The organism is Microbacterium sp. Y-01 (assembly GCF_003856715.1).
GTDB classification, from domain to species: domain Bacteria; phylum Actinomycetota; class Actinomycetes; order Actinomycetales; family Microbacteriaceae; genus Microbacterium; species Microbacterium algeriense.
Genome location: NZ_CP024170.1, coordinates 3,621,843 through 3,648,594 on the forward strand (window position 1 = coordinate 3,621,843; position 26,752 = coordinate 3,648,594).

Genomic DNA, 26,752 nt, shown 5'->3' on the forward strand with positions numbered 1-26,752 from the left:
CGTGTCATCCTCACATCGCGTGGCGACGGACGCCGTCGACCCAGGTCTCACGGACCTCGATCGCCGCGATCTCCTCGGCCGGCACCGCGAGCGGGTCGTCCGAGAGCACCGCGAAGTCGGCGTACTTGCCCGGCTCCAGGGAGCCGAGGTCGTCCTCGCGGCCGATCGACACGGCTCCCTCGATCGTGTGCGCCCGGAGCGCCGCGGTCGCGGAGATGCGCAGATCGTCCGGCCCGAGCTTGTGCCCGCGCCGGGTGACCCGGGTGACCGCGGTCTGGATCGCCTCCAGCGGGATGGGCTCGGCGACCGGGGCGTCCGAGGAGATCGTCATCGGTACCCCGGCGCGCTCGAACTCCCCGAGCGGGTTGAAGCGCTCACCGGGCGTGCCGATGGCCTCCTCCACGCCCTCGCCCCAGTTGAAGTAGTGCTGCGTCTGGTTCACGGGACGGATGCCGGCGGCCGCCATCCGCTCGATCTGCGCGGGGGTCGGCAGGCCGCAGTGCTCGATGCGGTGCCGGGCGTCCGCATCCGGACGCTCCGCCAGGGCGGCCTCGATCGCCGACACGACCATCTCGATCGCGGTGGGCGACTGGGCGTGGGTCGCGGTCTGCAGTCCGGCCGCATGCGCCTTGCGGATGAGCTCGGCGTAGTCGGCGGGCTCGTGGTAGAGCTGGCCGGTGCGACAGGGGTCGCCGACGTAGCCGTCCGGGAAGTACGCCGTCCAGCCGCCGAGGGTGCCATCGGCGTAGAACTTGATGCCGGCGAAGCTCAGGTGCGCGTTGCCGAACTGGCCGACCAGGCCGATCTCCAGCGCCTCGTCGAGCAGGTGCGACAGCAGGTACATCGACACGCGCAGTTCCAGCCGTCCCGCCTCCGCCAGCCGCAGGTACATGTCGAACTCGCGCCGCGTGACCTGACAGTCGCCGATCGAGGTGACCCCGCCCGCGAGGAACCGCTGCGTCGCCGCGTCGAGCTGCCGCAGGTGCTCCTCCGGCTCGTCCGCGAGGTGGAAGTTCGGACCGTGGTGGCCGATCTTCACCCCGTGCACGCCGGTGAGGATGTTGCACGCCGCGTCGGACAGCTCGCCGGTGAGGTCACCGTCTGCGTCGCGGAAGAACTCGCCGCCGTCCGGGTTCGGGGTGTCCCGGTCCACGCCGTTGAGCTCGAGCGTGTACGAGTTCACCACCCCGCCGTGGCCGGAGGCGTTCATGAGGTACACCTCGCGGTCGGCGGCGACCTCGTCGAGCTCGAACCGCGTGGGGTGCCGCTTCTCGGCGAGGTTCCGCTGCTCGTAGCCGTAGCCGCGCACCGGGCGTCCGGCGGGGAGGTCGGCGGCCGCGGCCTTCAGCAGGGCCACGATCTCCGGGATGCTCCCCGCCTTCTCGGGGCCGCAGTCCACCCAGGTCATCATCTGCCCGAACATCAGCGGATGCGCGTGCGCGTCCACGAAGCCCGGGACGATGACCGCCTCGCCCAGATCGACGCGCTCCGGGGTGACTCCGGCTCGCGCCGCCACGTCCTCGCACTCCGCCGCCGTGCCGAGGGCGACGATGCGCCCCCGGTCGGTCAGCATCGCGGTGACGGTCGTGTCGGAGGCGTCGGCCGTGTGGATCGCCCGAGCGGTGATCAGCGCGGGGACGGCCTGGGCCGAGCGGTCGAAGGGGGTGAGCTTTCTCATGGGAGCCTGTTCGCGATCGGGGTCGTGCGGGTGGTGGCGGAACCGGTCAGGGGAGACGGTTCGCCGTGGTGTCGGTCCTGGCGGTGAACGACGCGGTGACCGGGGCCTCGTCGGAGTGCTGCGGCGCGAGACGCGTGCAGATCCCGGCGATGACGGCCATGCCGACGAACATCGCGATGACCGACCAGACGCTGCCGGTCCAGGCGATGAGCTGGGTCGCGAACCAGGGCGAGAACCCGGCCCAGATCGCGGCGCCGACGCCGTACGACAGGGCGATCGACGTGTAGCGGGCCTGCGGGCGGAACATCTGCGCGAGGATCGCGGCGATCGGAGCATAGGTCGCGCTCATCGCGATGCGCACCAGCGAGGCGAACAGGAAGATCAGCGGCTCGACGCGGCCCGGCATCAGCAGCAGGAACGGGGCGAAGGTCAGCACCGAGGTGATCAGGCCGATGTACATCACGTTCTTCCGGCCCCACTTGTCACCGAGCCACGCGACCGGCAGGGTCACGACGAACTCCACGAACGAGGCCAGGGTCATCGCGTCGAGGATGACCTGCTCGCTGATCGCGATGGGCTCGCCCGTCGCATAGGCGGTGGCGAAGGTGGTGGCCAGGTAGTAGCCGCCGGTCGAGATGGGCAGGATGCCAATGCCGAGGAGGATCGGCTTCCAGTTGACGCGGAGGGCGAAGGCCAGCGGCATGGACTGCTTGCGCCCCTCGATCTTCTCCTCGAAGACCGGCGACTCCTCCACGCGGAACCGCACCCACAGGCCCACGCCGATCAGCACGATCGACAGCAGGAACGGGATGCGCCATCCGCCGTCCATGATGAAGTTCTCGCCCCCGCGGGACATGATCGCGAAGATGCCGGAGGCGAGCAGGGCACCGGCCGGGTTGCCGAGCTGGGTGAAGCCGCCGTAGAACGTCTTCGACTTCTCGGGAGCGTGCTCGACGCTCATGAGCACCGCGCCGCCCCATTCGCCGCCGACCGCGAGCCCCTGGATGGCACGGAGCAGGATGAGGAGGATCGGCGCGAAGATGCCGATGTTCTCGTACGTGGGGAGGCAGCCGACGAGGACGGTCGCCGCGCCCATCAGCAGCAGCGTGATGACGAGAGAGACGCGACGGCCGAGCTTGTCGCCGATGTGGCCGAACACGATGCCGCCGAGTGGACGGACGAGGAAGGCGACGGCGAACGTCGCGAAGGCCGCGGCGGTCTCGGCCAGACGGTCGCCGCTCGGGAAGAACAGCGGACCGAAGACGAGGGCGGCAGCGGTGGCGTAGACGTAGAAGTCGTACCACTCGATGGTGGTGCCGACGAAGGCGGCGAAGCCGGCGCGGCGTGCGCGGCTGTGCACGGCACTGGTGGGGGTAGAGGTCATGGGAGCCCGCTCCTTTGCGGAAGATGTCGGATAGCGAAGGATGCTACGGACAGTCGACAGACGGGGCAAGCGCAGAACTCCAGCGAGAAGGGTCATTCACTGGTTTTCTGTCGCACTCATCACTCATTCCGGGCCTTCCTCGCGGTCGCAGACGCTCTTACACTGTTGCTATGCACGGCCGACCGTGCGAACGCGGGAATCTGACGAAAGCAGCCGGGACCATGGACTTCGACGCCGAACTCATCCGAGCGCTGCAGGAGGACGGGCGCGCCAGCATCCTCTCCCTCTCCCAGCGCCTCGGGCAGTCCCGCGCCGCGGTCGCCGCCCGCCTGCGAAGCATGCTCGCCGACCGCACGGTGCGCGTGGTGGCCGCGGTCGATCCGGTGTTCCTCGGTCAGCACGTGCTCGCCCACGTCTCCATCCGCACCGACGGGGCCGTCGAGCTCGTGGCCGAGCACCTTCGCGACATGAGCGAGACCGTGCTCGTGTCGGCGGTCGGCGGCGCGCACGACATCGTCACGGAGGTGCGTGTCGGCTCGATGTCGGAGCTGCACGAGCTGCTCGCCCGGATCCGCGGAAGCGCCGGAGTGCTCGACATCAGCACGATCATCTACTCGACCGTCGTCAAGGGCTTCTTCGTCTCCGAGTACCACGGCGGCGTGACCCTGGACGCGATCGACGAGGCCCTGATCGAGCAGTTGCAGGCCGACGGCCGCAAGAGCTTCCGCGCGCTCGGCGAGGAGGTCCGGCTCTCCCCATCCGCCGTCGCGACCAGGGTGCAGCGGCTCATCGACGCCGGCGTCATCAAGATCAGCGCGGTCGAGGCCCGCGGTCTCGCGCACCGGCAGCTGTCCATGGGCGTGGGGATGACCCTCGGCGACGACGACGAAGCCGTGATCGAGGAGCTGCGCCGCGGCCGGGGCGTGGACTTCGCCGCGCGGACCCTGGGCCGGTTCGACGCGGTCGCGACGCTGGTGGAGCCCTCCGCCGGTGCGCTGTACGCGAGCCTCGAGCGGCTGCGGGCGCTCCCGGGCGTGACCCGCATCGAGGCCTGGCTGCACCTCGCGGTCCTCAAGGAGGACTACGCCCGCACCCTCCGCCCCCTCCGCACGGACTGACCCGCCGCGCAGTCAGGCGATCAGGGGGCGAGGGGAGAGAGGAAGGCGCGGCGGACGGCGGCGACGTCGGCGTGCTCGCGGGTGGGATGCACGCGGTTGAGGAGGAGGACGCCGAACGCGCCGGAGCCGGGATGCACGGCGAAGCAGGTCCCGGTGAACCCGGTGTGCCCCACGGCGTCGATGTCCCCCATCCAGGACTCGTCACGCACCCGCAGCCCGATCGCCTGACCGTATCCGTCGTCCGCACGCACGGCCGCCGTCGTCAGGTCCCGCACGGACGCGACCGAGAGCACCCGGCCGTGCGGGCCGTCTCCCCCGTCACGGACCATCCGCGCGAGGGCGGCCACGTCGCGCACCGAGCCGAACAGACCCGCGTGCCCGGCGGGACGGTCCAGCGCGTGCGCCAGCTCGTCGTGCACCGCACCGCGCACGGGACCACGGTGCGGCTGCGTCTCGGTCGCCACCGCGAGGGACGGCTCCGGTACCGCGGTGAGGGAGTCCGCGCCGATCGCGCCCGACACCTCCGCCCACAGTTCGGCGAGCGGTCGACCCGAGACGCGCTCCAGGTACTCCCCCGCGGCGATGTATCCCACGTCGGAATAGAGGTGTCCGCCACCCGGCTCGAATCCGAGCGGACGCTGCAGAACCCGTCTGCGCAGCTCCGCACCGCGCAGCCCCTCCCGCCACTCGCGCCCCTCCGCAGGGAGCCCCGAACTGTGGGTGAGGAGGTGCCGCAGGGTGATGCGGTGCGCGGCGTCCCCCGTGCCGACCGGCAGGACCGCCTCGACGGGTTCGTCGAGGTCGATGCGCCCGTCGTCGACGAGCCGGAGGGCCGCCACGGCCGTGAAGACCTTGGTGAGGGAGGCGAGGTCGAACAGGTGTCGCGCGGTCAGCGGCGACGGGTCGTCGTGCGCCGGGGTTCCGAGCAGCTGCAGCTCCTCCTCCCCTCCGGGCACGACCCGCAGCGAGGCCCAGGCCGAACCGGGCGCCCCGTTCACCACCGCGACGGTCCCGTCACTTGCTCATGCCGGAGGTCAGCCCGTTGATGATCTGCTTGGTCGCGAGCAGGAACAGCACCACCAGCGGGATCGTCGCGATCGTGAGCCCGGCGAACAGCTGCGGCCAGTCGGTCGAGTACTCGCCGAAGAAGCGCGTCAGACCGACGGGCAGCGTGTAGGAGTCGCGGTCGCGGAGCAGGATCAGCGGGTAGAAGAAGTCGTTCCACACCGGCACGAACCGGAACACGATCACGGTCGCGAGCGCCGGTCGCACCAGCGGCAGCAGGATCTGCAGGAACGTGCGCAGCGGACCGGCGCCGTCGATGCGCGCCGCCTCCTCGAGCTCGATCGGCAGCGCCCGGAAGAACACCGTGAGCACGAACGTCGTGAACGGGATGCCGAGGGCACCGTACACGAGGATCAGACTGAACACGTTGCTCGTCATCTTGAGGGAATCGAGCAGGTAGAACAGCGGCAGGATCGCGAGGTGCACCGGCAGCATGAGGCCCGAGAGGAAGACGGCCTCGATCCCGCGGAAGAACTTCGCCCTGGCCCGGGCGAAGGCATAGGCCGCGAGCACGGAGACGACTGTCGTGACGATGACCGACCCGACCGTGACCGTGATCGAGTTGATGAAGTACGTGTCGAAGGACGCGGTGATCCAGGCGTTCTGGAAGCTCGTGAACGTCGGCGGCACGGGGAGACCGAGCGGCTCCGTCGCGATCTGCTGCTGGGTGCGCAGCGAGTTGTTGACCATGAGCAGCAGCGGACCGATCGCGATGAGCGCGTATCCCCAGAGGAACACGTTCGCGAGCAGGCGCCCGATGAAGGGCGTGTCGGATGTGCGGCGCGATCGGCGACGCGGGGCGGTCGGCCGCCGGGAGACGATCGCCTCGGTGGTGGGCTCCTGACGGGTGTCGATGGCGGTGCTCATCAGAACAGCTTTCGTTCGGCGCGACGCATCGTGGAGGTGATCACGACCGAGATCACCATGATGAAGAGGAACAGGACCGTCGCGAGCGCGGAGGAGACGCCGATCGAGTTCGGGTTCCCGGACTCGAAGGCGGTGCGGTAGAAGAGGAGCATCATCACGTCGGTGGAACCGGCGGGTGCGCCGTTCGAGCCGGCGAGCGCGAACGGGATCGCCATCGCCTCCATGCTGCCGATGAAGGTGAGCACCGTGATGATGCCGATCGTCGGGGTGAGCATGGGCAGCGTGATGTAGCGGAAGCGCTTGGCGGCGGTCGCGCCGTCGAGCGAGGCGGCCTCCTCGATCTCCTCGGGGATGCCGCCGAGGGCCGCACCGTAGAGCAGGATGGGGAAGCCGATCCACTGCCAGGCGCTGACCAGCACGATCACCCAGATCGCGAGCTGCGGGTCGCCGAGCCAGGGAAGGGCCAGGCTCTCCAGGCCGACCCCGCGGAGGATCGCGTTCACGGGTCCGAACAGCGGCGACAGCATGAGCGACCAGAGGTAGCCGATCACCATCGGGCTCACGAGGTAGGGCAGCGCGAAGACCGTCTGGAAGAAGCGCTTCGCGCGCTTGCGCCGGTGCAGCAGCGTGGCGATGCCCAGACCCAGGGAGTTCTGGAACACCAGGGCGCCGGCGAACAGCAGCAGGTTGTGGCCGAAGGCGTTCCACAGCTCGGAGGCGTACGGCTCCTTGGTGAGGAGCGTGATGTAGTTCGCGACGCCGGCGAAGCCGCCCTGCTTCGTGCCCTGCCAGTCGAAGAACGAGTAGCTGAGCGCGGCGAGCATGGGGTACAGGATCAGGACGGCGAAGAGCACCGCCGCCGGCAGGACGAAGAGTGCGGCGGTCGGGGTGGAGAGCGCGATGCCGGTGCGGGTGCGGCGGGCCTTCGGCCGCCGGACGGGGAGGGTCAGAGCCATGGGTGTGAGTCCTTCGCTCCGCGGTGGTGAGCGCCGGGTCGGGCGCTCACCACCGCGGTCGGATCAGGATGCGGGGGTGAACCAGGTGGAGATCCCGGACTGCAGGTCGGCGCCGAGCTGCTCGGGGGTCTTGTCGCCGAGGAACATCGCCTGGATGTCCGGGCCGAGGACGGCCGTGCCGGTCGGGTCTCCGTAGCGGAAGTCGACGAGCAGCAGGTACGGTGCCGGGTTGGCGGTGTACTGCTCGTTCATCTCCTGCATCAGCGGGTCGGAGTACTCCACGCCGGGCAGGGCCGAGAACTGGTCGACCTCGTCGGCGACGAGCTGGCCGAACTCCTTCGTGGTCATCCAGTTGAGCAGCTCGGTCGCGGCCTCCTGTTTCTCGCTCGCGGCGTTGATGCCGAAGCTGCCGTCGGCGTAGCCGGGGGTCACCGCGTGGTCGAGCGCGCTGCCGGGAGCCGGCGGCACCTCGTACACGCCCCACTCGGTGTCCGGGGCGGAGTTCTGGAACGTCGGCAGGTCGAAGGATCCGCCGGGCCACTGCGCGGCCTGCCCCGAGGTGAACTGCAGCACGGCGTCGGCGACGGCGATCGCGTTCACGTTCTTGTCGAGGTACTTCTGCATGTCCTTGACGATCTGCAGCGAGGAGACGTAGGCGGGGTCGGTGAAGTCGACGTCGCCGGCGAGCACCTTCTCCTCGAACTCGGATCCGCCGTAGTTCGCCGATCCCACGATGTCGTGGAACATCGGCAGGACCCAGTCCTCGCGGGCGCCGAGTGCCATCGGGGTGACGCCCTCGCCGAGCAGGGTCTCCTGCAGCTCGATGAACTCGTCCCAGTCCGTGGGCTCCTCGAGGCCCATCTCGTCGAACATGGTCTTGTTGTAGAACATCTGCATGGTCTGGTAGGCGAAGGGGACGCCGTAGGTCTTGCCGTCGTCCTTGCCCTGGGCCGCGCGCAGCACCGTCGGGTCGAACTGGTCGAGGCCGTCGACGAGGTCGTCGATCGGGACGATCTGCTCGGACTGGATCGCGGACTGGATGCCGCCGTAGGCGCGCAGCATCGCGATGTCCGGTCCGTCGCTGCCCTCGAGGCCCGTCGCGAGGATCTGGTTGTACTCGGTGGGCTGGAAGCCCTCGAACTCGACGGTCACCCCGGGGTGGGACTCCTCGTACTTGTCGAAGACGGCCTCCCACTTCGGAGAGGACGATGCCTGCCAGGACCAGACGGTGAGGGTGACGTCTTCGGTGCCATCACCGCTGGACGCGGCCGGTGCGCAGCCCGCGACGGCGAGCCCTGCGACGAGAAGGCCTGCGGTGGACGCGAGGCGGACGGGGCGGTTTCGCATGGTGTTCCTCTCGGACGGTGACAGCCACCGGGCACGTCGTGGCTGCCGAGATTGCGGGAAGAGTCGTCGTTCGGTGCGGCCTCTGTGCTGAAGACGCGTCGGGCGACGTCGGTGTCGTGCAGCACCGCCACGGTCCGGGGAGATGCCGACAAGCCCACTTTGGGCAATCTCTTACAGAAATGCAAGCAAATCTGAAAATTCCTTCCGAAGTGTGACCGAAGCCTGCCATCATGGCCTCGTGCCGAACAGTGTCGTGACAGCCATCCACCAGCGCATCTCGGAGTTGACCCCGACGGAGCGCCGCATCGCCGAGCACGTCCTCGCCGACCCGCAGGCCGTGGTGGAGGGCTCCATCACCCGACTGGCCGACGACTGCTCCGTGTCGGTGGCGAGCGTCGCGCGCTTCACCCGCAGCGTCGGGTTCGCCGGATTCCCCGACATCCGCCTCGCCCTCGCGACCGAGCTGACGCGGACCGCCTCCGATCGCGAACGTTTCCAGGTGTCGGCCGGGGATGTGAGCCGTTACGACGACGCCGCCACGACCGTCCGCAAGATCGCGTTCGCCGAGGCCGCCGCCATCGAGCGCACCGCCCGACAGCTCGACATCGACGAACTCGAACGCTGCGTCGACGAGCTCCGGGGCGCCCGCCGCATCGACATCTACGGCGCCGCCTCCAGCGGCCTCGCCGCGCAGGACCTCGAGCAGAAGCTGCACCGCGCCGGCCTCGTCGCCCAGGCGCGCACCGACCATCACCTCGCCCTCACCGGGGCGGCGCTGCTGGACGCCCGGGACGTCGCGATCGCCATCTCTCACTCCGGTCGCACGCTCGAGATCGTGCAGGCCGCGCAGGTCGCGGCGAGCGCCGGGGCGACGACGATCGCGATCACCAACAACCCGCGATCGCCGCTCGCGCGCGCGTGCGAGCTCGTGCTCGTGACGGCCGTGTCGGAGTCGACGTTCCGATCCGGCGCCATGGCCAGCCGGATCGCCCAGCTCGCGCTCCTCGACTTCCTCTACACGCGCATCGCGCAGGCCGACTACGCCACCATCTCCGACAATCTGCAGCGCACGCTCGACGCCGTCACCACACACAGAATCGACTGAACCCATGAAACTCGGAATCGACCGACTCCTCCAGCATGACCTCCCGGAACCGCTCGCCGCGAAGCTCCGGCGCAGCCGGATCGGGATGCTCACGAACGACCTGGCGCTCACCTCGCAGCTCACACGCGGACGCGCCTCGCTGGCCGACGCCGGCTGGTCGCTCGACCTCCTCTTCGGCCCGGAGCACGGACTGGACGGACGCGCGCGGGAGGGTGAGCTCGTCAGCGGCGGCGTCGACCGTGTCACCGGCATCCCCGTGCGCAGCCTGTACGGCGCCGACGTGCGCCCCGCTCCCGAGGACCTGTCCGGACTGGATGTCGTGCTCGTCGACCTTCCCGACGTCGGCGCCCGCTTCTACACGTACATCTGGACGATGAGCCACATGCTCGAGGCCTGCGCGGATGCGGGGGTGTCCGTCGTCGTGCTCGACCGCCCCAACCCGCTGGGCGGACGGCTCGACCATGCCGAGGGTCCGATGCTCGACGAGGCGGCGCAGTCGCTCGTCGGGCGCTGGAGCATGCCCATCCGCCACGGTCTCACCATCGGGGAGCTCGCCAGGCACTGGGTGCGCACGCGCGGCATCGACGTCGAGCTCGACGTGGTCGCCGTCGACGGCTGGGAGCGCACGCAGACGGCGATCGGCCGCCAGGAGCTGACCTGGATGCCGCCGTCGCTGAACCTGCCGAGCGCGGCGACCACGCTCCTCTACCCCGGCACCTGCCTCGCGGAGGGCGTGAACGTGTCGGAGGGGCGCAGCACCGCCGTGCCGTTCCGCGTGATCGGGGCGCCGTTCATCGACGCCGAGGACTACGCCCAGGCGGTGAACGCGCTGGAGCTGCCCGGCCTCGCCGCCTCGCCGTACGGGTTCACGCCGCTCGTGCGCGACCACGCCGGTCAGGCCTGCGAGGGCGTGATCCTTCATGTGACCGACGCCGAGGCCTTGCGTCCCGTGCACACCGGCGTCCGCCTTCTCTCGCTGCTCGCGGAGCTGTACCCGGATTCGCTCGTCGAGCGCTCGCTCGTGCCGATGCCCGGGGAGTCAGACTGGTCGCCTCTCGAGAAGCTCTTCGGCGTGCACGGCGCGTTCGCGCAGATCGTAGCCGGGCAGTGGAACGATCCCGCCTCTCTCGCGGTGCCGCGGTGGGCGGCAGCCGTCGAGGCGGACCTGCTCTACGCCTGAGCCTCTACGGAGGCCCCGCGACCGCGTCAAGGGGGTCGAGGCCCGCGACCGCGGCGGGCAGACTCGCCCGCATGAGCAGCCCGGAATCCCGCGCGACCGCGGACGGACCGCCGCGCACCCCCGACGGGCGGCACATCATCGTCGACGGACGGCGGTGGCGAGCGACGGATCCCTCCATCCCGGAGACCCTGCGCCAGGAGCTGGTCGACGAGCTCATGTCGGCGCGCCGTGCGGTGAAGAGCGCGGAGTCCGACGCCCGGCGACGGGTGCACGACGCCAAGACCGCGCTCGGGGAACGCGGAGCGCCGTGGTGGGAGGAGTCTTCGGCCGACGAGGCGGACGAGCGCATCGCCGCGACCATCCGCGCGCTCACCCGCAAGCGGTCGGAGTCGTCGATCTGTCCGAGCGACGTCGCCCGCGCCGTCGGCGGCGAGTCCTGGCGCGCCCGGATGCCCGACGTGCGACGGGTCGCCGCGAGCCTGGCCGACAGCGGCGAGGTCGTCGTCACGCAGAAGGGCGAGACCGTCCGGATCGACGACGCCAAGGGCCCGGTGCGCATCCGCCGGGGCCCCGCGCTCTGACCCGCACGGCACGGCGCGCCGTCACCGGCCGTTCACCCGACGCCGCCAGACTTCGAGCATGAGCGAAACCGAGGGGCACGGCGCCGTGCCCGAGCCCGTGGCCACCGCGAACAGCGGGGCTGTGGCCGTCGTCGGCCTCGACCTGCGCGGCGAGACCCCGGCACCGAAGAAGCAGGTCTACTCGTGGGCCCTGTGGGACTGGGCGACACAGCCGTTCAACACCGTCATCCTGACGTTCGTGTTCACGGCGCTCTACCTCGTGAGCGAATCCTTCCTCCCCGCCGATGTCGCCGCCCTCGCAGAGAGCGACCCCGTGCGGCTCGCCGCGGAGGCCGATCTCGCCTCCGGCCTGGGGCTGGGGTCGACGATCGCGGCCTTCGGCATCCTGCTGCTCGCTCCCGTGCTGGGCCAGCGGGCGGATGCGGCCGGACGACAGAAGCTGTGGCTCGGGATCGGCACCGGCGCCCTGATCCTCTGCATGCTCGGCCTCTGGTTCGTGGAACCCGCTCCGAGCCTGTTCTGGTTGGGCGTCGCTCTGATCTCCGCCGCCACGGTGTTCCAGGAGATCGCGGCCGTGAACTCGAACGCCATGCTGATCGGCATCGCCACCCCCAAGAACGTCGGCCGGATCTCGGGCCTCGGCTGGGGATTCGGCTACCTCGGCGGCATCATCGCCCTGGTGATCGTGGTCGTGCTCGACACGTTCGACTGGTTCGGCATGCCCACCGACGGCGGGCTCGCCTACCGTCTCATCGCGGTCGGCTGCGCGGTGTGGGCCATCGTCTTCAGCATCCCGATCTTCCTCAACGTGCCGGAGCCGTCCCTCGGCCGCCCCGAGCGCAAGGTGGGCTTCTTCGCGTCGTACCCGCTGCTGGTGAAGGACGTCATCGGCCTCTACCGCGACACCGAGACCCGTCCCACCTTCTGGTACCTGCTGGCCAGCGCCGTCTTCCGCGACGGACTGGGGGGCGTGTTCGCGTTCGGAGCGATCATCGGCACCGCGGTGTTCCACTTCGGCACGCAGGACATCATCATCTTCGGGATCGCCGCGAACCTCATCGCCGGCGTCTCGACGATCGCGGCCGGCCGCCTCGACGACTACCTCGGCCCGAAGCGGATCATCCTCGTGTCGATCGGCTCGATGATCGTCGCCGGCCTCGCCGTGTTCTTCCTCCGGGATGGCGGCTCGCTGGTGTTCTGGATCGGCGGTCTCATCCTGTGCGCCTTCGTCGGCCCGGCTCAGGCAGCGGCGCGGTCGTTCCTGGCGCGGGTCACTCCCGCCGGGCGCGAGGGCGAGATCTTCGGCCTCTACGCCACGACCGGTCGCGCCGCGAGCTGGATGGCCTCCGGCGCGTGGACGGTGCTGATCGTGCTGACCGCGCAGACCGCCTTCGGCATCCTCGGCATCGTCCTGGTCCTGATCCTCGGATTCCTGCTGCTCCTCCCCGTCAAGTCCCCCCGCTGACCCCCTCCCCGCCGCTGCTCCTGCTCTGCCGCCGCGCTCGCGCCTGCCCCGCCGCCGCTCCTGCCCCGCCGGCGCCTGCCCCGCCGCCGCTCCTGCCCCCGCCGCTCCTGCTGCACAACTTCGGAGATCTAAGGCGACACGCCGACGCGGCGGCCGAATCCGCGGCGTGTCGCGGCGAATCTCCGAAGTTGTGCGGATGGACGGGGCGAGTCTCCGAAGTTGTGCGGGCGGACGAGGCGGGGCCGGAGACGGGGCGGGGACGGCGGGGGGGTGGGAGTAGCCTGACCCGGTGACCGTGCTGCTCGCCTTCCTGGCCAACATCCTCGTCGCGATCGCGAAGACGGTCGCGGCCGTGATCACCTCATCCGCATCGATGGTCGCCGAGGCGGCGCATTCATGGGCGGATGCCGGCAACGAGGTGTTCCTGCTGATCGCCGACCGCCGCGGGGCGAAGACCAAGGATGCCCGGCATCCGCTCGGCTACGGACGCAATGCGTTCGTGTGGTCGCTCATCGCGGCGTTCGGCATCTTCACCGCCGGCTCGATCGTGTCGATCATGCACGGCATCCAGGAGCTGTCGGACACGGGGCCCGTGGAGAGCCCCGTCGTGGCGTACGTGGTTCTCGGCATCGCGTTCGTGCTGGAGGGAGCGTCCTTCACGCAGGCGATGGTGAAGTCGCGACGGCTGGCGCGGCAGGGCGGCACCTCGACGTGGGACTTCGTGCTCGACACGAGCGACACCACGCTGCGGGCCGTCTTCTTCGAGGACTCGGCGGCCCTCATCGGCCTCGCGCTCGCGGGCGGGTCCATCCTCCTGCACCAGCTGACCGGCGTCGCAGCCTGGGATGCGATCGGCTCGATCCTCGTCGGCATCCTGCTCGGCGTCGTCGCCGTGATCCTCATCGGCCGCAACATCGCCTTCCTCGTCGGAGCGACGGCGGCGCCGAAGCTGCGGGCGCGGGTGGGCAGGGCCCTGCTCGGGCTGGACCAGATCGAACGGGTCACCTACCTGCACATCGAGTACGTCGGACCGAACCGGCTGTTCATCGTCGCGGAGGTCGACCTGGCCGGGGACGCCAGGGAGCACGACGTCGCGCGGCGGCTGCGCGACGTCGAGCAGCGGATCGAGGCGCACGAGGCCGTCGAGACGGTCGTGCTGTCGCTGTCGGTGGACGACGAGCCGTCGCTGGAGTTCGCGCCCGCCTGATTCAGCGCTGCCAGTTGTCGGCGAGCTTGTTCAGCAGGCGGGCGAGTTCCGTGCGCTCCGCGTCGGTGAACGAGGAGAGGGCGTTGGTCAGCAGCTGTCGCCGCTCCCCCCGCACGCCCCGGGCGAGCCGACGACCCTCGTCGGTGAGGGCGATGCGCGTGCGTCGCGCGTCGTCGGGATCCGCCTCGCGCCGCACGTAGCCGCGGTCCACCCCCTGCTGCACGAGGCGGGAGGCGCGCGGCTGGTCCACGCCGATGGCGACGCCGAGGTCGCTGACGCTCAGAGGGGCGGATGCCGCGGCGAGCGCTTCCAGCATCCGCATGCGTGCCGGGCCTCCGAGCCGTCCGGAGGGGTCGGCCATCCATGGCGGCATGCCGGGGTGGCCGTGATGATGCTCGAGGTGATCGTGGGCGTCGTCGCCGAGCGGGCCGCCGTGCCACCCGTGCGGACCCCCATGGCCATGCCCCCGCTCCGACGGACCCCGTCGTCCGGGAGCACGGTCGCCCGGTCGACGACCACGGAGGCGGGACAGCGCCTGCGCGATGGCTTCGGCGGGATCCGGCTGGGCGGGGTCTGCGGGTTCGGTGGTCATGCCCTGATTTTACATGCGACTTGACATGCACTCCGACTCCATGTCACCATACATGTACATGCACTGTGACATCCACATGCACATCGACAACAAAGGACTTCCCATGGACACCTCTGAATCACAGAACACTTCTTCCCGCCCCTTCGGCTACTGGCTCAAGGCCGCGGATCGGCTCATGGCAGCCGAGTTCGCCGCCGCGTTCGAGGGCGAGCACCTCAGCCGCCGCGACTGGCGCATCCTCAACATCGTCGACGGCACGACGGCCGCCGACCGCCCCCTTCCCGAGCACAAGCTGCATCGCCTGATCGAACGCGGCTGGATCGTCGCGGGCGCCGAGGGGTGGACCCTGACCGACGAAGGCCGCTCAGCCAAGGAGCGCCTCGGCGCCCTGGTCGACGACATCCGCGCGAAGGTGTCCGACGCCGTCTCCGACGAGGACATGGCCACCACGCTCGCGTCGCTCGAGAAGATCGCTCGCGCCTTCGGGTGGGACGAAGAGACGCCGCTCCCCCGCGGACGCGGACACCGTTTCGGCGGACACGGAAGCGGACACGAGCACGGCCACGGCTTCCCGGGCGGCTTCGATCACGGACGCGGCTTCGGACACGGACGCGACTTCGGTCACGGACGCGGGCACGGGCACGGCTGCGAGCACGGCCGGGGACACGGGCCCCACGGCGGGCACCACCGCGCCGAGCGGCTGGCCCAGCACGCATTCGAGCGTGGCTTCGACGCCGGCTTCAGCCGCGGTCGCGACGCCTGAACTCCCTGGAGCGAGCGGGACGGGCTTCGGCTCGCTCCGTTCGCGCCGCGACCGACGTCAGAGCGCGAGGAGAGCGAGCGCCGCCTCGGATGCGCCGGCGGAGCGCAGACGCTCCCGCATCGCAGCAGCAGCCACGGCATAGGGACGCTCGTCCACCAGCAGCAGTGACCGGGAGTTGGCCTCCTCGTTCAGGGCGATGAGCTCGAACGCGAGGACCTCGGCATCCGCATCGATCTCGCCCGCAGCCACCGCATGCCGCAACTGGGCCTCGACGTAGCCGTACCAGTCGGTCAGAGCCTCGCGCACGGCGTCGCGCACCGGCCCCGCTTTGGAGTCGACGTCCGCCGCCGTCGCCGCGAAGAAGCAGCCACCCGTGAAGACCCGATCCTTCGAGTAGCTCAGGGCGTTGTGCAGCAGCGCGGCCACTCGTCGCGCCCCTCGGGGCTGCGCGCGCGCCGGCTCCACGATCCGGGCCACGAAGATCTCCCGCGCGGCGGCGACCGTGGCCAGCTGCAGCCCCTCCTTGCTCTGGAACAGCGTCGCGATGCTGCTCTTGCTGGAGCCCGAGGCGTCGGCGAGACGGCCGATCGTCAGCCCGTCGAGTCCCTCCACCGAGGCGAGATCCGTCGCGCTCTGCAGCACGATGCGACGCGAGGCGTCGCCCCGGGCCCTCCGCCCGTCCAGAACCGTTCCGCTTGCCATGCCCCTAGTATACGAACGATCGTTCGCCTACTATACGTATGATCGTTCGTATTGTTCTGGCCAAGGAGTCCCATGCCATCCGCTCCCCTGCTGCTGGCCCGCAGCATCCCCTCGATCGCCCGAGTCTCGCCGACGCTCGCCGGCGACCTCGCCTACCGCCTCTTCTTCACCACCTCTCCGCGGATGCCGGTCCGAACGGCGGATGCGCCCACCCACGCGGATGCCCGCCGTGGCAGCCTGCGCGTGCGCGGTGCAGAGATCACCACCTACGTCTGGGGCGCCGGCCCGCGCACAGCCCTGCTCCTGCACGGGTGGCGCGGACGCACATCGCCTTTCGCTCCGCTCGTGCGCGAACTCGTCGCCGAGCGGTTCCGCGTGGTGTCGTTCGACGCGCCGGCGCACGGATCCTCGCGCGGGCGGCGCACCGACATCCGCGACTGGGTCGACGCCGCCGAGCAGCTGCACGCGACGCACGGGCCGTTCGACCTGATCCTCGGGCACTCCTTCGGCGCCCTGGCCGCGTTGACGATCGCTCGCGCCGGCGTTCCGACTCCCGCGGTCGTCACGATCGCGGGGGCGGCGAGTCCCGACGCCTTCCTCGCGCAGTTCGCGCGGGACCTCGACCTCGACGATCGGACCGCCGCGCGCCTCGCCGAGCGCTTCCGTCGTCGACTCGATCTCGACGAGACGACCGTCTCGGCTCGGTACGACGCCGTGGCTCATCCGCTGCCCGAGGGAACGCGGCTCCTCGTGGTGCACGACCGGGACGACCGGCGCATGCCCGACGACAGCTCGCTCCTCCTGCATGCGGCCCAGGGCGCGCGGTCCCGCCTGCTGCGCACCGACGGGCTCGGCCATGCGCGGATCCTGTCCGCCGATCCGACGCTGGACGCCGTCGTGGCTTTCGCGACGGGCGGGTTCGACGCGGTCGACGGACTCGGGACGACCGCGGGCGATGAGACCTCGACGGCGACGCGGCCGCGCGGCGTCAGAGTGCCGGGCTGAGGAGGAGCCGGAACTGCTCGGCGCCGTCCGCGCTGGAGAGGAACGGCAGCCCCGAGGTGTTCAGCAGGAAGACGATGACTCCGATCGCGGCGACCGCGAGCAGGAGCAGGAACGCGAAGATCGCCACCGTGAGCCCTCGATAGCCGCCCGACGTGGGCACCTCCGGCGCGACGGACGGCTGCGACCAGTCGTCGGCGGCGGCAGCAGGGGGCTCTCCGTCGAGGATGGCCGGAGTCGGTCGAGACCGGTCGGCGGATCGACGGCGCCGCTCTGCGGGTGGCGGCGGGATCAGCGCGTCGTCCGCGGAGGCGTCGTCCGGAGGTTCGGAGAGCAGTCCCTCCGGGATCGGGATCTCGGGCGGGGGCGGTGGGATGACGACGTCGGCGGGCGGGATCACCGGCTCCTCCGGCACCGCGGCGTCGTCCGGGATCCTGCCGTCGTCGTCGCTCATGTCAGCCTCCGACTGCTCCGACGTCGGTGACGCCGACGTCCGTCCGATGGAAGTTCTGGAACGACCGGGAGGCCGTGGGTCCGCGCTGCCCCTGGTACCGGTTGCCGTAGGGGCCGGAGCCGTACGGGTTCTCGGCGGGCGAGGTCAGGCGGAAGAAGCACAGCTGCCCGATCTTCATCCCCGGCCACAGCTTGATCGGCAGGGTGGCGACGTTGGCGAGCTCCAGCGTCACGTGACCGGTGAACCCGGGGTCGATGAAGCCGGCCGTGGAATGCGTGATGAGACCGAGCCGGCCGAGCGACGACTTTCCCTCGAGACGCGCGGCGATGTCGTCGGGGAGCGTGACCTGCTCGAAGGTGGCCCCGAGGGCGAACTCTCCCGGATGCAGGATGAACGGCTCATCGGGAGCGACCTCGATCAGACGCGTCAGCTCCGGCTGGTCGACCGACGGGTCGATGAACGGGTACTTGTGGTTGTCGAACAGGCGGAAGTACCGGTCCAGGCGCACGTCGACGCTCGACGGCTGGACCATCTCCCGCTCGTGCGGCTCCAGGCCGATGCGTCCGGATGCGAGTTCTGCCTTGATGTCGCGGTCGCTGAGAAGCACGGCACCAGCCTAGTCACCCCGGTGCCTCAGATCTCGGTGCGCACCGCTCGGCCGCGGAGGAGGGGCAGCAGTGCCGCCGCCGTCACCACTGCGGCCGCGGTGAGCACGGCAGCCACGAACCCGCCCGTCGCCAGGACGGCGGCGATCGTGCCGAAGACCGCGATCCCGAGTCCGCCGCCGAGCGCGAAGCTCACCTCCTGGATCGCGCCGACCTGCCCGGCGTGGTCCTCCGTCGTCACCTCGAACAGAGCGGTCGCGGCGAGGGTCCCGCCGACGCCGAAGCCGAGCCCGACCAGCACCAGGGGAAGGGCGACGAGAGCGGGATCGAGCGCGAGCCATCCGAGTCCGGCGGCCTGCAGCAGCAGGACCAGCACGGTGAGCCGGTTCGCCGAGAGCCACCGGAGCGCGACGGGTGCGAGGACGCCGCCGAGCGCGATCGCGACGGCCTGCGGCAGCAGTGCGATGCCCGCCTCCGCAGCACTCTGGCCCCGCGTGTCCTGCAGGTGCAGACTGACCAGCAGGACCGAGGCCGCTGAGGCACCGCTGGCGACGATGATCCGGATCACGGCGGGGCTGAAGCCCGGCACCCGGAACACGCTCATGTCGATCAGCGGGTCGCGGAGACGACGTTGCCTGCGCACGAAGAACACCAGGCTCACCACGGCGATGACGGCCGCCACCGCCGCGGACGCGGGCGCTGCGAGGATCTCGTGCAGCGCGAAGACGAGGGCGCCGAGCGCCACGATCGAGGAGAGGATGCTGAGCACGTCCCAGGACGGCCGCTGCGAGCTGCGCGAATCCGGCACGAGCCAGACGGCGAGCGCTCCGGCCAGCACCGCGAGCGGCACGCTGCCCAGGAGCAGCCAGCGCCAGCCGGGGCCCTCCGCCAGGATGCCGCCGAGCACGGGTCCGAGCGCGCTTCCGGTGCCGAACGTCGCCGTCCACAACCCGTAGGCGAGCACGCGCTCCCTGGCGTGGAACTTCGCTCCGATGGTGGCGACGACTCCCGCGACCACGAACGCCTCCGCGACGCCGAGCAGCGCACGGACCACGATCAGCAGCAGACCGCTCGTGGCCAGACCGCCCACGACGTTGAGCACCGCGAACCCCGCCAGCCCGATCAGCACGATCGTCTTCCGGCCGAACGCATCCCCGATCCGCGCCGCCACGATCAGCGTCGCGGCGAGCGACAGCGCGTACACGTCCACGAGCCAGAGCCCCTCGATGTCGCTCAGGTGCAGGTCGGCGCGGATCGCCGGGAGGGCGGTGGAGACGCTGCTGATCGCGAGCGCCCCGACGAGGATTCCGAGCAGAAGGGGGACCATGGCGAGCCACAGCCGAAGGGTCGAGCGCTGTCCGAGGAGAGAGGGGGTCGAGGTCACGATCTCATTCTGTAAAGTACAGGCAGGAGCGACAAGTACGGTCATTTCTGACACGTACTTACCGTTTGGATACCGAGGAGGCTCCGATGCGCGAGAAGACCGAGCGGATCATCCACGAATGGACCGACTCCTGCGACGCCGAGGTGTCGATCGCCGTCCTCGGCGGCGCCTGGAAACCCAGCATCCTGACCCTGCTCGGCGAGCACGGGGTGCTGCGCTTCGGCGAGCTCGGACGACTCCTGAAGGACCCCACCGCCCGGGTGCTCACCCGCCAGCTGCGGGAGCTCGAAGACGACGGGCTCATCATCCGCACCGTGTACCGGCAGGTTCCGCCCAAGGTCGAGTACCGGCTCAGCGACCTCGGCGCGAGTGCCGCTCCCCTGCTCGCCGAGCTGACGGCCTGGGGCACGCTCTACGCCGGGACGCAGCGCGAGGCGTCCGCCGCGAAGACGGCCGAAAACGAAGCCGTCGCCTGACGGTCGTCCGGCGCATCCGGCGATGCGCTTTGGCCATCGCCCCCGCGACGGGTAGGCTTTCCCTCACCTGCTCTCGAGCGGGTTCGGGGCTGTAGTTCAATGGTAGAACTTCTGCTTCCCAAGCAGACAGCGCGGGTTCGATTCCCGTCAGCCCCTCCACAAGGTCAACCGAGTTCGACGCGCCGCCCCGTGCCCATCTCTCCCGCGTCGCTGCTGGTCACGACGGCGTAGACCCCGTGCGGCACCCCTGGCAGATTCGCCACCTGGCGGGCCAGCTCGATGAGGGCGTCCTCGGGGGCGTTCCAGACGAAGAAGAGATACTCGTCGCCGAGTTCCTCCCCATCGTCGAACACCTCCCCCGACCCGGAGCCCTCCTCCAGCTGGAAGAGGAAGCCCTCCTCGATGGTCTCGATCCAGGGGAAGGGGTAGTCCCCTTCGGCGAGCCCTTCGGCGGGAGTCAGCGGAACGTGGATCTCGACGACGAGGTCACTCATGCGAACGCCTTTCTTCGTTGTCTGCGCCGATCGGACGGTAGCGCTGCACGGATACTCCCGAGCGGAAATCATGGCGGTCCACGAGGTCGAGTTCCAGGCGCTCGGGCAGTCCGTCGAGCAGCCGCGGCCCGTGTCCCGCGACGACCGGGTGCACGACGAACACGTACTCGTCGATGAGCCCACGCTCGGCGAGCGCCAGCGGGAGTCGGACGCCTCCGACGGAGAGTCCTTCGCCGGGTTGCTGCTTCAGCCGTTCGACGGCCGCTGCCAGGTCTCCCTCGACCAGCTCAGCGTTCCAATCGACCCGCTCCAGCGTGCTCGACACGACATGCTTCCTGGTCCGGTCGATGGCCTCGGCGAACGGGATCTCCCACTCGTCCATCCAGTCCGGCCAGGCGCCCGAGGCGGGCCGGCGCCACGCGGACTCCATCATCTCGTAGGTCACCCGACCGTAGAGGAGCGCATCGGAGCGCTCCATCTCGGCCGTCCAGAAGCGCATCGATTCCTCATCCGGCGGGAGGCCGGCTTCGTGGTGACAGCAGCCGTCGAGGGTGACGTTGATCGCGTAGCGAAGTGGTCTCATCTCGTCGCTCTCCTTCGATGCGCCGCGCGGTTCCCTCGGTTCGGCTCAGGATACGTCGTACAGCTCTCCCACGGGAACGGCCACGGGGAGGACGTTGCCCGGCTGCGCGAGCGGACACGCCCACGCCGGGTCGTACGCGCACGAGGGGTTGTACGCGAAGTTGAAGTCGAGCACGATCGTCCCGCGAGCCGGATCGGACCCGAGGTCCGCACCCTTGATCGTGTCGATCAGGTAGCGGCCGCCGCCGTACGTGCCGCCGGGGCGCCCGGCCAGCGCGTCCCGCACGAGGATGAAGAGGCCGCCGCCGTACGACATCAGTCGCCAGACGTCGAGCGACCCGACGTCCGGGACCTCCACCCGTCCGATGCGCTCGAACGGCACGACGCCGTCGGTCCCGGTCGGGAACTCGAAGCCACCGGGATCGGCCGGAAGGATGGGCAGCTCGAAGCGCCACTGCGGATCGTACGAGGCGATGGGCAGCCCCTCGAACAGCACGCGGTCCTCCGGCAGCAGCGGCGTCGCCGGATGGCGACGCATCAGGTCGTCGCGCTCGATCCGCCAGAGCTCATGCGCGTCCTCCGGCGACTCGGCACGGCGGACAGCGTCGTAGAGCGCGAACACGCGGCGTCGCCAGTCCACGACCTCGAGCGCCGTGCGTGCAGGAGTGGTCGTCATCGCCCCAGGCTACGGGGCGATCCGGGAGGACGCGATCATGTCCGCATATCCCGACTCGTACGTCGGATGCTCGAGCGTTCCCAGGAGCGAGAGCAGCAGCGAGCCGTCGTGCACCAGACCACTCGGCACCCCCGATCCGCTGTCCGGCGGCACGTCGACGCCGAGCTGCGCGGCGAGGAACCGCACGACGTCCCCGAGCGGGGCGGGCTTCCGGTCGACGGCGTGCAGGAGCGCGGGCGGGTCGTCCATCCGCAGCATCAGGTCGAGTGCGCGCACCAGATCGGACTCATGGATCCGGTTCGTGCGTCGAGCGTGATCGACGCCCTCCCCGGCGCGCACCCTCCGCAGCAGGAACTCGCGACCGGGACCGTAGATCCCGGCCGGGCGGACGACCACCGCATCGAACAGGTCGGCCGCGGCCCGCTCGCCGTCGCGGATCGCCGCAGAGCGTCCGCTCGCCGCCACGGGCTCGTCCCGCTCGGTGATCGGGCGCTCGGCGGTCGTCCCCTCGAACACCCCGGTCGACGAGACGAAGACCGTCCGGGCAGGGACGCGGGGCAGGGCGTCCCCGAGATGCGTCAACGCTGTGCGGTAGGCGGTCGGCCCCTCTCCCGGCGGCAGCGTGACGAGCACGGCATCGACCTCGGGCAGCGGCGACGGCAGGGGGGCGGACAGGTCTCCGCGGACCCCGGTGATACCGGCGGGCAGCGCGCCGTCCCCGCGCCGCAGGGCGAAGACCTCGCCGCCCGCAGCGAGGAGCCGCGGGGCGAGGCGCGCGCCGAGCTTGCCGAATCCGACGAGAAGGGTGCGACGAGGCGCCGGCATGTGATCCATCGCTCCCAATGTCCCACAGACGATGAGAGCGCCGCACCCTCCGAGAGGATGCGGCGCTCGCGCAGGTCGAGGGGCGTTACTCCGCCGCGGCGATCTTCTTGGCGTCGTCCGTGTTGAGCAGACGGAACAGGAGCGCCGCGATCACGGCGCCGACGACCGGGGCCACGATGTAGAGCCACAGCGAGCTCCAGGCGAAGTGACCGCTGACCGACAGCCCCAGCGCCACCGCCGGGTTGAAGCCGCCGCCCGAGATCGAGCCGACGGTCGCCGCGCCGACGAACACGGTCGCACCGATCGCGAGACCGTAGAACGAGTTGCCCGCGGTGTCCTTCGACGTGGCCGTGTTCAGCACGACCCAGACGAGGATGAGCGTGAACAGCGCCTCGACGAGGAACGCCGGTCCCACCTCGATGACCATGGCCTTCTCGCCCACCGGCCAGACCGAGAGCGAGACGAGCGCCGCCACCGCTCCACCCACGAACTGGGCGACCACATAGGCGATGAAGTCGACGACGCTCAGGCCGCCGCGCAGGAACACGCCGACCGAGACGGCCGGGTTGAGGTGGGCCCCCGAGATGTGGCCCGTCGAATAGACGAGCACCATCAGGGTGAAGCCGATCGCGAGCGGCGTCAGCGGGCTGTCGCTGTTCACCGCCGCGATGATCGCGAGGACGAAGAGGAAGGTGGCGATCGCCTCTGCGAGCGCCGTACGTACCGTTCCGGTCATGAGAATGCCCTTTTCTGTGGGAATCGAGAAAGGAAGCGCTGCCCGTTCCACCCGCGATCTCCGGGCCGACGCACCCGTCTTGCGGCACCGACAGTAGCGGGACGACCTCGGCGGCTCCGGATGCCGCGCGGTGAAGCTGTGAATCCGCTGAGCACGGACCGGCCGATGCGGATCCGTCGCCGCGCTGTCAACCCCGTGGCGGCCCTCCCGCGGTTGCTCCTACCGTGCAAGGATGACGACCGAGACTGCGCCCCGCGCCGAGACTCCCACGCGACTGCGGCGCGCGATCACCGGCCCGCTCCTGTTCGCCTTCATCCTGGGCGACGTCCTGGGAGCCGGCATCTACGCGCTGATGGGCGTGCTCTCCGAGAAGGTCGGCGGGATGCTCTGGGCGCCCCTGCTGCTGGCGCTGCTGCTCGCCCTGCTCACCGCGGGTTCCTACGCCGAGCTCGTCACGAAGTACCCTCGCGCCGGAGGTGCGGCCGTCTTCGCCGAGCGCGCCTTCCACAGCCCGCTCGTGTCGTTCCTCGTCGGGTTCAGCATGCTCGCCGCCGGTGTGACCAGTGCCGCCGGCCTCGCGATCGCGTTCTCCGGCGACTACCTGAGCACCTTCTTCGATCTGCCGACGATCCCCGTCGCGATCGTCTTCCTCGCCGTCGTCGGCCTGCTGAACGCGCGCGGCATCCGCGAGTCGATGGGCGCCAACCTCGTGATGACCGCGATCGAGCTCAGTGGCCTGGTGATCGTCGTCGCCGTCGTGGCGGTGTTCGTCGGCGGCGGAGGCGGCGACCTCTCGCGCGTCGCCGAAGCCCCCGAGGGGACGAGCGTCGCCATCGCGGTCCTCTCCGGCGCGGTCATCGCCTACTACTCGTTCGTCGGTTTCGAGACCTCCGCGAACATGATCGAAGAGGTGAAGGACCCCCGGCGCACCTATCCGCGCGCCCTGTTCGGCGCGCTCTTCACCGCGGGTGCCGTGTACGTCCTGGTCGGTCTGGCCAGCTCCATCGCCCTCCCCTCGGAAGAGCTGCAGGAATCCAGCGGCCCGCTGCTCGCGGTCGTCGAGGCGACCGGGGTCGACATCCCCTCCTGGCTGTTCAGCCTGATCGCCCTGATCGCCGTCGCCAACGGCGCCCTGCTGACCATGATCATGGTCAGCCGCCTGACCTACGGGATGGCGGAGCAGGGTCTGCTCCCCGCGACCCTCGGCCGGGTGCTGCCGAAGCGGAAGACGCCGTGGGTCGCGATCCTCACGACCACTCTCGTCGCGATGGGTCTCACGCTCGTCGGAGACCTCGCCACGCTCGCCGAGACGGTGGTCCTGCTGCTGCTCGTCGTGTTCCTGAGCGTGAACATCTCCGTCCTCGTGCTGCGGCGCGACCACGTCGAGCACGACCACTTCCGGGTCTGGACCTTCGTGCCGGTGCTCGGGGTCGCATCCTGCATCCTGCTGCTCACCCAGCAGCGGCCCGTGGTCTGGCTCTTCGGCGCCATCCTGCTGGCTGTGGGTGGCATCCTGTACGTGCTGGCACGCTGGAACCGCAAGCGCGCCACCGCGAAGACGACCGAGACCCACACCGACACCGACACCGACACCGAGGAGAACCATGAGCACGCCTGACCGCGACGCCGCAGACGAGATGACCAGCGAGGAGAAGCGTCACGACCAGCTGACGTCCGCGCCGGATGCCACGGAGGCTGACGCGGCCCCGCGCATCGAGGTCAGCGAGCACGACGGGAACACCCGGATCGACATCGCCCCCGATGCCCCCGTGCGCCCCGGCCCCGGCCCCGGCGTCGAGATCGACGAGGAATCCGACTGAGCCGAGCGCTCAGACGGCGGTCGCCGCGCCGACCCGCTCGCGCGTGGTCGTGATCGTGGCGAACCCGCGTGCGGAGAGGACGCTCTCGGTGCGACGCATGATGTCCGCGCCCGAGACGGCGGCGAGCGCGCCGGAAGCCGCGATGTCCGAGGTCGTCGTCGCATCCGTGACGAACTCGACCTCGTAGCCCAGATCCGCCGCCGCGCGGGTCGTCGTCTCGCAGCACTGCTCGGTGCGGATGCCGCAGACGACGAGCCGACGGATGCCCTGGCTCTCCAGCCGCTCGTGGAGGTCCGTCGACGCGAACGCGTTGATGGTCGTCTTCGTGAGCGCGGTCTCCGCGTCGTCCTGGCCGAGCTCGGCCATCACCCGCACCTGGCCGTTCTGCGGGTCGAACACTCCTCCGCTGCCCGGGTCGGCATGCGTGATCCACACCACCGCGTCTCCGGACGCGCGCGCGTGATCGACGAGAAGGGCGATGTTGTCGAGCACGGCCGGATTCGCGGTGGTCGACCAGTCGTCGCGCCTGCGGAACGACTCCTGCGCGTCGATCACGAGCAGGGCCGTGGAGGAAGTGGTCATGCGCTCATCCTTCCCGGCGCCGTCGCCGGCGACAAGACGGTTCCCGGTCGAAGATCGCAGGGATCCGGACAGGCCTCAGAGCCAGCCTTTGTGCTTGAACGCGGCATACAGGCCGAAGCCGAGCGCGACCATCATGCCGACCGCCATGGGATAGCCCAGCAGCCAGTGCAGTTCGGGCATGTGGTCGAAGTTCATCCCGTAGATCGTGCCGACCAGCGTGGGCGCGAACAGGATCGCCGCCCATCCCGAGATCTTCTTGACCTCGTCGTTCTGACGGATGCTGAGCTCTGTCATCCGCCGCATCTCCTCGTTCTGACGCCGCGCGACGATCGTCGACTCCACCGTGAGGGCGTTGTCGAGCACGGTGCGGAAGGTCGTCGCCCGGTCACTGACGCGCAGGGTGTGGTCCAGCACATCGCGCAGGTACCGCTGCAGCTCCTCGCTCACCCGGTACTTGTCCGAACCGCGAAGCAACGCCTCGAGCATGCCCGACAGCGGCTGCGTCGCCCGCTGGAAGTCGATGACCTCCCTGCCCAGGTCGTAGATCCGCTGCGTCGCGTCGGTGTCCTCCTCGAACAGCTGACTCTCGATCTCGTCGATGTCGTTCTCGAGACCGGCGAGGACGGGAGCGTACTCGTCGACGACCTCGTCCAGGATCGCGTACAGCACGGCCTCGGGACCGTGGGAGAGCAGCGCGGGGTCGCTCTCCAGCCGACGCCGCACCCGCCCGAGATCGGGGGACTCCGCGTGGCGGATCGTGACGACGAAGTCCGGGCCGACCAGGACGTGCACCTCGCCGAACTCGACCTCCTCGCTGTCGTCGAGGTACCGGGCGGGCCGCAGGACCATGAACAGCACGTCGCCGTAGCGCTCCAGCTTCGAGCGCTGGTGCCCGGAGAGGGCGTCTTCGACGACGAGGGCATGGAGACCGAACTCGTCGGCGACCTCGCGGATCTCCTCCTCGCTCGGGCGGTAGAGGCCGATCCAGCTCATGCCCCGGCGTTCCCGCATCCGCTCGAACGTCTCGCTCAGGCTCTGCGGGTTCTCGGTGCGGACACCGTCCACGTAGATCGCATTGTCGATGATCGCCATGGTGGCCCTCGCCC

The 26,752-nt window shown here is 70.1% G+C and carries 29 protein-coding genes and 1 tRNA gene; 12 read left to right on the forward strand and 18 right to left on the reverse strand.

Annotation, left to right across the window (positions count from 1 at the left end; genetic code table 11):
- Positions 1–10: 10 nt before the first annotated feature.
- Together CSX12_RS17385 and CSX12_RS17390 are read right to left on the reverse strand one after the other, a co-directional pair.
- Positions 11–1,678 (reverse strand): amidohydrolase, encoded by a 1,668-nt coding sequence (locus tag CSX12_RS17385; protein WP_124896627.1) that lies wholly within the window; start codon positions 1,676–1,678, stop codon positions 11–13.
- Between the two features lie 46 nt (positions 1,679–1,724).
- A complete protein-coding gene (locus CSX12_RS17390) occupies positions 1,725–3,062 on the reverse strand; it encodes an MFS transporter (protein ID WP_026049892.1) in 1,338 nt (445 codons plus the stop codon).
- A gap of 221 nt (positions 3,063–3,283) precedes the next feature.
- Between CSX12_RS17390 and CSX12_RS17395 the strand changes: the two genes are divergently transcribed.
- Positions 3,284–4,180 carry an Lrp/AsnC family transcriptional regulator gene (locus tag CSX12_RS17395; protein ID WP_017203522.1) on the forward strand — a complete coding sequence of 299 codons (897 nt, stop codon included), beginning with the start codon at positions 3,284–3,286 and terminating at the stop codon, positions 4,178–4,180.
- A 20-nt stretch (positions 4,181–4,200) separates the two neighbouring features.
- Here CSX12_RS17395 and CSX12_RS17400 read toward each other — a convergent pair whose 3' ends face one another.
- From CSX12_RS17400 to CSX12_RS17415, 4 genes are all read right to left on the reverse strand, one after another.
- Positions 4,201–5,178 (reverse strand): beta-lactamase family protein, encoded by a 978-nt coding sequence (locus CSX12_RS17400; protein ID WP_241160504.1) that lies wholly within the window; start codon positions 5,176–5,178, stop codon positions 4,201–4,203.
- Positions 5,179–5,194: 16 nt separating this feature from the next.
- Positions 5,195–6,112, reverse strand: coding sequence for a carbohydrate ABC transporter permease (locus CSX12_RS17405; protein WP_124896629.1), 918 nt, complete (start codon positions 6,110–6,112; stop codon positions 5,195–5,197).
- Positions 6,112–7,068, reverse strand: a complete 957-nt coding sequence (locus CSX12_RS17410) for a sugar ABC transporter permease (RefSeq protein ID WP_124896630.1) — start codon at positions 7,066–7,068, stop codon at positions 6,112–6,114. Before CSX12_RS17410 ends, CSX12_RS17405 begins: the two co-directional genes overlap by 1 nt.
- A gap of 63 nt (positions 7,069–7,131) precedes the next feature.
- Positions 7,132–8,415 (reverse strand): extracellular solute-binding protein, encoded by a 1,284-nt coding sequence (locus CSX12_RS17415; RefSeq protein ID WP_124896631.1) that lies wholly within the window; start codon positions 8,413–8,415, stop codon positions 7,132–7,134.
- 238 nt (positions 8,416–8,653) lie between these two features.
- On the opposite strand from CSX12_RS17415, the gene CSX12_RS17420 reads away from it, so the two are divergent.
- The 5 genes from CSX12_RS17420 to CSX12_RS17440 all read left to right on the forward strand — a co-directional run bounded on the left by CSX12_RS17420 (position 8,654) and on the right by CSX12_RS17440 (position 13,953).
- Positions 8,654–9,520: a MurR/RpiR family transcriptional regulator gene (locus tag CSX12_RS17420; protein WP_124896632.1), complete on the forward strand. Its 867-nt coding sequence runs from the start codon at positions 8,654–8,656 to the stop codon at positions 9,518–9,520.
- Between the two features lie 4 nt (positions 9,521–9,524).
- A complete protein-coding gene (locus CSX12_RS17425) occupies positions 9,525–10,700 on the forward strand; it encodes a DUF1343 domain-containing protein (RefSeq protein ID WP_124896633.1) in 1,176 nt (391 codons plus the stop codon).
- A 71-nt stretch (positions 10,701–10,771) separates the two neighbouring features.
- Positions 10,772–11,281: a DUF3253 domain-containing protein gene (locus tag CSX12_RS17430; protein ID WP_124896634.1), complete on the forward strand. Its 510-nt coding sequence runs from the start codon at positions 10,772–10,774 to the stop codon at positions 11,279–11,281.
- Between the two features lie 58 nt (positions 11,282–11,339).
- Positions 11,340–12,746, forward strand: coding sequence for an MFS transporter (locus tag CSX12_RS17435; RefSeq protein WP_124896635.1), 1,407 nt, complete (start codon positions 11,340–11,342; stop codon positions 12,744–12,746).
- A 289-nt stretch (positions 12,747–13,035) separates the two neighbouring features.
- The gene (locus CSX12_RS17440) at positions 13,036–13,953 is read left to right on the forward strand and encodes a cation diffusion facilitator family transporter (protein ID WP_124896636.1); all 918 of its coding nucleotides are present in this window, start codon (positions 13,036–13,038) and stop codon (positions 13,951–13,953) included.
- 1 nt (position 13,954) lies between these two features.
- On the opposite strand, the gene CSX12_RS18770 is transcribed toward CSX12_RS17440, so the two are convergent.
- Positions 13,955–14,545, reverse strand: coding sequence for a MarR family winged helix-turn-helix transcriptional regulator (locus tag CSX12_RS18770; RefSeq protein ID WP_225855702.1), 591 nt, complete (start codon positions 14,543–14,545; stop codon positions 13,955–13,957).
- Between the two features lie 103 nt (positions 14,546–14,648).
- Between CSX12_RS18770 and CSX12_RS17450 the strand changes: the two genes are divergently transcribed.
- Complete coding sequence (locus CSX12_RS17450; RefSeq protein WP_124896637.1) at positions 14,649–15,308, forward strand: hypothetical protein; 660 nt, start codon at positions 14,649–14,651, stop codon at positions 15,306–15,308.
- Between the two features lie 57 nt (positions 15,309–15,365).
- Here the strand turns inward: CSX12_RS17450 and CSX12_RS17455 are convergent, their stop codons facing one another.
- Entirely contained in the window at positions 15,366–16,010 is a 645-nt protein-coding gene (locus tag CSX12_RS17455; RefSeq protein ID WP_124896638.1) for a TetR/AcrR family transcriptional regulator, read from the reverse strand.
- 72 nt (positions 16,011–16,082) lie between these two features.
- On the opposite strand from CSX12_RS17455, the gene CSX12_RS17460 reads away from it, so the two are divergent.
- Positions 16,083–17,015, forward strand: coding sequence for an alpha/beta hydrolase (locus tag CSX12_RS17460; RefSeq protein WP_124896639.1), 933 nt, complete (start codon positions 16,083–16,085; stop codon positions 17,013–17,015).
- On the opposite strand, the gene CSX12_RS17465 is transcribed toward CSX12_RS17460, so the two are convergent.
- The 3 genes from CSX12_RS17465 to CSX12_RS17475 are packed head-to-tail and all read right to left on the reverse strand — an operon-like array spanning position 16,999 to position 19,455.
- Positions 16,999–17,466: a hypothetical protein gene (locus tag CSX12_RS17465; RefSeq protein WP_124896640.1), complete on the reverse strand. Its 468-nt coding sequence runs from the start codon at positions 17,464–17,466 to the stop codon at positions 16,999–17,001. The two genes, CSX12_RS17460 and CSX12_RS17465, sit on opposite strands and share 17 nt — an antisense overlap.
- Position 17,467: 1 nt before the next feature.
- A complete protein-coding gene (dcd, locus tag CSX12_RS17470; RefSeq protein ID WP_017203537.1) occupies positions 17,468–18,073 on the reverse strand; it encodes a dCTP deaminase in 606 nt (201 codons plus the stop codon).
- Between the two features lie 26 nt (positions 18,074–18,099).
- A complete protein-coding gene (locus CSX12_RS17475; protein WP_164479598.1) occupies positions 18,100–19,455 on the reverse strand; it encodes an MFS transporter in 1,356 nt (451 codons plus the stop codon).
- A gap of 86 nt (positions 19,456–19,541) precedes the next feature.
- On the opposite strand from CSX12_RS17475, the gene CSX12_RS17480 reads away from it, so the two are divergent.
- Both CSX12_RS17480 and CSX12_RS17485 read left to right on the forward strand, forming a co-directional pair.
- Positions 19,542–19,931 (forward strand): helix-turn-helix domain-containing protein, encoded by a 390-nt coding sequence (locus CSX12_RS17480; RefSeq protein WP_124896642.1) that lies wholly within the window; start codon positions 19,542–19,544, stop codon positions 19,929–19,931.
- 85 nt (positions 19,932–20,016) lie between these two features.
- Positions 20,017–20,090, forward strand: a tRNA-Gly gene (locus CSX12_RS17485).
- A 5-nt stretch (positions 20,091–20,095) separates the two neighbouring features.
- Here CSX12_RS17485 and CSX12_RS17490 read toward each other — a convergent pair.
- From CSX12_RS17490 to CSX12_RS17510, 5 genes are all read right to left on the reverse strand, one after another.
- Positions 20,096–20,425, reverse strand: coding sequence for a hypothetical protein (locus CSX12_RS17490; protein WP_124896643.1), 330 nt, complete (start codon positions 20,423–20,425; stop codon positions 20,096–20,098).
- Positions 20,418–21,008 carry a dihydrofolate reductase family protein gene (locus CSX12_RS17495; protein WP_124896644.1) on the reverse strand — a complete coding sequence of 197 codons (591 nt, stop codon included), beginning with the start codon at positions 21,006–21,008 and terminating at the stop codon, positions 20,418–20,420. Before CSX12_RS17495 ends, CSX12_RS17490 begins: the two co-directional genes overlap by 8 nt.
- Before the next feature lie 45 nt (positions 21,009–21,053).
- Complete coding sequence (locus CSX12_RS17500; RefSeq protein WP_124896645.1) at positions 21,054–21,683, reverse strand: DUF1684 domain-containing protein; 630 nt, start codon at positions 21,681–21,683, stop codon at positions 21,054–21,056.
- A 9-nt stretch (positions 21,684–21,692) separates the two neighbouring features.
- The gene (locus CSX12_RS17505; protein ID WP_241160505.1) at positions 21,693–22,517 is read right to left on the reverse strand and encodes a hypothetical protein; all 825 of its coding nucleotides are present in this window, start codon (positions 22,515–22,517) and stop codon (positions 21,693–21,695) included.
- 76 nt (positions 22,518–22,593) lie between these two features.
- The gene (locus CSX12_RS17510) at positions 22,594–23,244 is read right to left on the reverse strand and encodes an aquaporin (RefSeq protein ID WP_017203544.1); all 651 of its coding nucleotides are present in this window, start codon (positions 23,242–23,244) and stop codon (positions 22,594–22,596) included.
- A gap of 232 nt (positions 23,245–23,476) precedes the next feature.
- Here CSX12_RS17510 and CSX12_RS17515 point away from each other — a divergent pair, with 232 nt between their 5' ends.
- A complete protein-coding gene (locus CSX12_RS17515; protein ID WP_124896646.1) occupies positions 23,477–24,862 on the forward strand; it encodes an APC family permease in 1,386 nt (461 codons plus the stop codon).
- The gene (locus CSX12_RS17520; RefSeq protein WP_017203546.1) at positions 24,849–25,064 is read left to right on the forward strand and encodes a hypothetical protein; all 216 of its coding nucleotides are present in this window, start codon (positions 24,849–24,851) and stop codon (positions 25,062–25,064) included. Before CSX12_RS17515 ends, CSX12_RS17520 begins: the two co-directional genes overlap by 14 nt.
- A 9-nt stretch (positions 25,065–25,073) precedes the next feature.
- On the opposite strand, the gene CSX12_RS17525 is transcribed toward CSX12_RS17520, so the two are convergent.
- Complete coding sequence (locus CSX12_RS17525) at positions 25,074–25,646, reverse strand: isochorismatase family protein (protein WP_124896647.1); 573 nt, start codon at positions 25,644–25,646, stop codon at positions 25,074–25,076.
- 75 nt (positions 25,647–25,721) lie between these two features.
- Positions 25,722–26,738, reverse strand: a complete 1,017-nt coding sequence (gene corA, locus CSX12_RS17530; RefSeq protein WP_017203548.1) for a magnesium/cobalt transporter CorA — start codon at positions 26,736–26,738, stop codon at positions 25,722–25,724.
- Between the last annotated feature and the right edge of the window lie 14 nt (positions 26,739–26,752).

Bases quoted from the DNA above. Each gene is read 5' to 3' on its own strand.
- CSX12_RS17390 (WP_026049892.1), bottom strand. From the start codon at position 3,062: ATGACCTCTACCCCCACCAGTGCCGTGCACAGCCGCGCACGCCGCGCC.
- CSX12_RS17425 (WP_124896633.1), top strand. From the start codon at position 9,525: ATGAAACTCGGAATCGACCGACTCCTCCAGCATGACCTCCCGGAACCG.
- CSX12_RS17405 (WP_124896629.1), bottom strand. From the start codon at position 6,112: ATGAGCACCGCCATCGACACCCGTCAGGAGCCCACCACCGAGGCGATC.
- CSX12_RS17520 (WP_017203546.1), top strand. From the start codon at position 24,849: ATGAGCACGCCTGACCGCGACGCCGCAGACGAGATGACCAGCGAGGAG.
- CSX12_RS17385 (WP_124896627.1), bottom strand. From the start codon at position 1,678: ATGAGAAAGCTCACCCCCTTCGACCGCTCGGCCCAGGCCGTCCCCGCG.
- CSX12_RS17490 (WP_124896643.1), bottom strand. From the start codon at position 20,425: ATGAGTGACCTCGTCGTCGAGATCCACGTTCCGCTGACTCCCGCCGAA.
- CSX12_RS17415 (WP_124896631.1), bottom strand. From the start codon at position 8,415: ATGCGAAACCGCCCCGTCCGCCTCGCGTCCACCGCAGGCCTTCTCGTC.
- CSX12_RS17500 (WP_124896645.1), bottom strand. From the start codon at position 21,683: ATGACGACCACTCCTGCACGCACGGCGCTCGAGGTCGTGGACTGGCGA.
- CSX12_RS17465 (WP_124896640.1), bottom strand. From the start codon at position 17,466: ATGAGCGACGACGACGGCAGGATCCCGGACGACGCCGCGGTGCCGGAG.
- CSX12_RS17480 (WP_124896642.1), top strand. From the start codon at position 19,542: ATGCGCGAGAAGACCGAGCGGATCATCCACGAATGGACCGACTCCTGC.
- CSX12_RS17430 (WP_124896634.1), top strand. From the start codon at position 10,772: ATGAGCAGCCCGGAATCCCGCGCGACCGCGGACGGACCGCCGCGCACC.
- CSX12_RS17510 (WP_017203544.1), bottom strand. From the start codon at position 23,244: ATGACCGGAACGGTACGTACGGCGCTCGCAGAGGCGATCGCCACCTTC.
- CSX12_RS17460 (WP_124896639.1), top strand. From the start codon at position 16,083: ATGCCATCCGCTCCCCTGCTGCTGGCCCGCAGCATCCCCTCGATCGCC.
- CSX12_RS17435 (WP_124896635.1), top strand. From the start codon at position 11,340: ATGAGCGAAACCGAGGGGCACGGCGCCGTGCCCGAGCCCGTGGCCACC.
- CSX12_RS17515 (WP_124896646.1), top strand. From the start codon at position 23,477: ATGACGACCGAGACTGCGCCCCGCGCCGAGACTCCCACGCGACTGCGG.
- CSX12_RS17450 (WP_124896637.1), top strand. From the start codon at position 14,649: ATGGACACCTCTGAATCACAGAACACTTCTTCCCGCCCCTTCGGCTAC.
- CSX12_RS17505 (WP_241160505.1), bottom strand. From the start codon at position 22,517: ATGGATCACATGCCGGCGCCTCGTCGCACCCTTCTCGTCGGATTCGGC.
- CSX12_RS17455 (WP_124896638.1), bottom strand. From the start codon at position 16,010: ATGGCAAGCGGAACGGTTCTGGACGGGCGGAGGGCCCGGGGCGACGCC.
- CSX12_RS17495 (WP_124896644.1), bottom strand. From the start codon at position 21,008: ATGAGACCACTTCGCTACGCGATCAACGTCACCCTCGACGGCTGCTGT.
- CSX12_RS17525 (WP_124896647.1), bottom strand. From the start codon at position 25,646: ATGACCACTTCCTCCACGGCCCTGCTCGTGATCGACGCGCAGGAGTCG.
- CSX12_RS17395 (WP_017203522.1), top strand. From the start codon at position 3,284: ATGGACTTCGACGCCGAACTCATCCGAGCGCTGCAGGAGGACGGGCGC.
- CSX12_RS18770 (WP_225855702.1), bottom strand. From the start codon at position 14,545: ATGACCACCGAACCCGCAGACCCCGCCCAGCCGGATCCCGCCGAAGCC.
- CSX12_RS17410 (WP_124896630.1), bottom strand. From the start codon at position 7,068: ATGGCTCTGACCCTCCCCGTCCGGCGGCCGAAGGCCCGCCGCACCCGC.
- corA (WP_017203548.1), bottom strand. From the start codon at position 26,738: ATGGCGATCATCGACAATGCGATCTACGTGGACGGTGTCCGCACCGAG.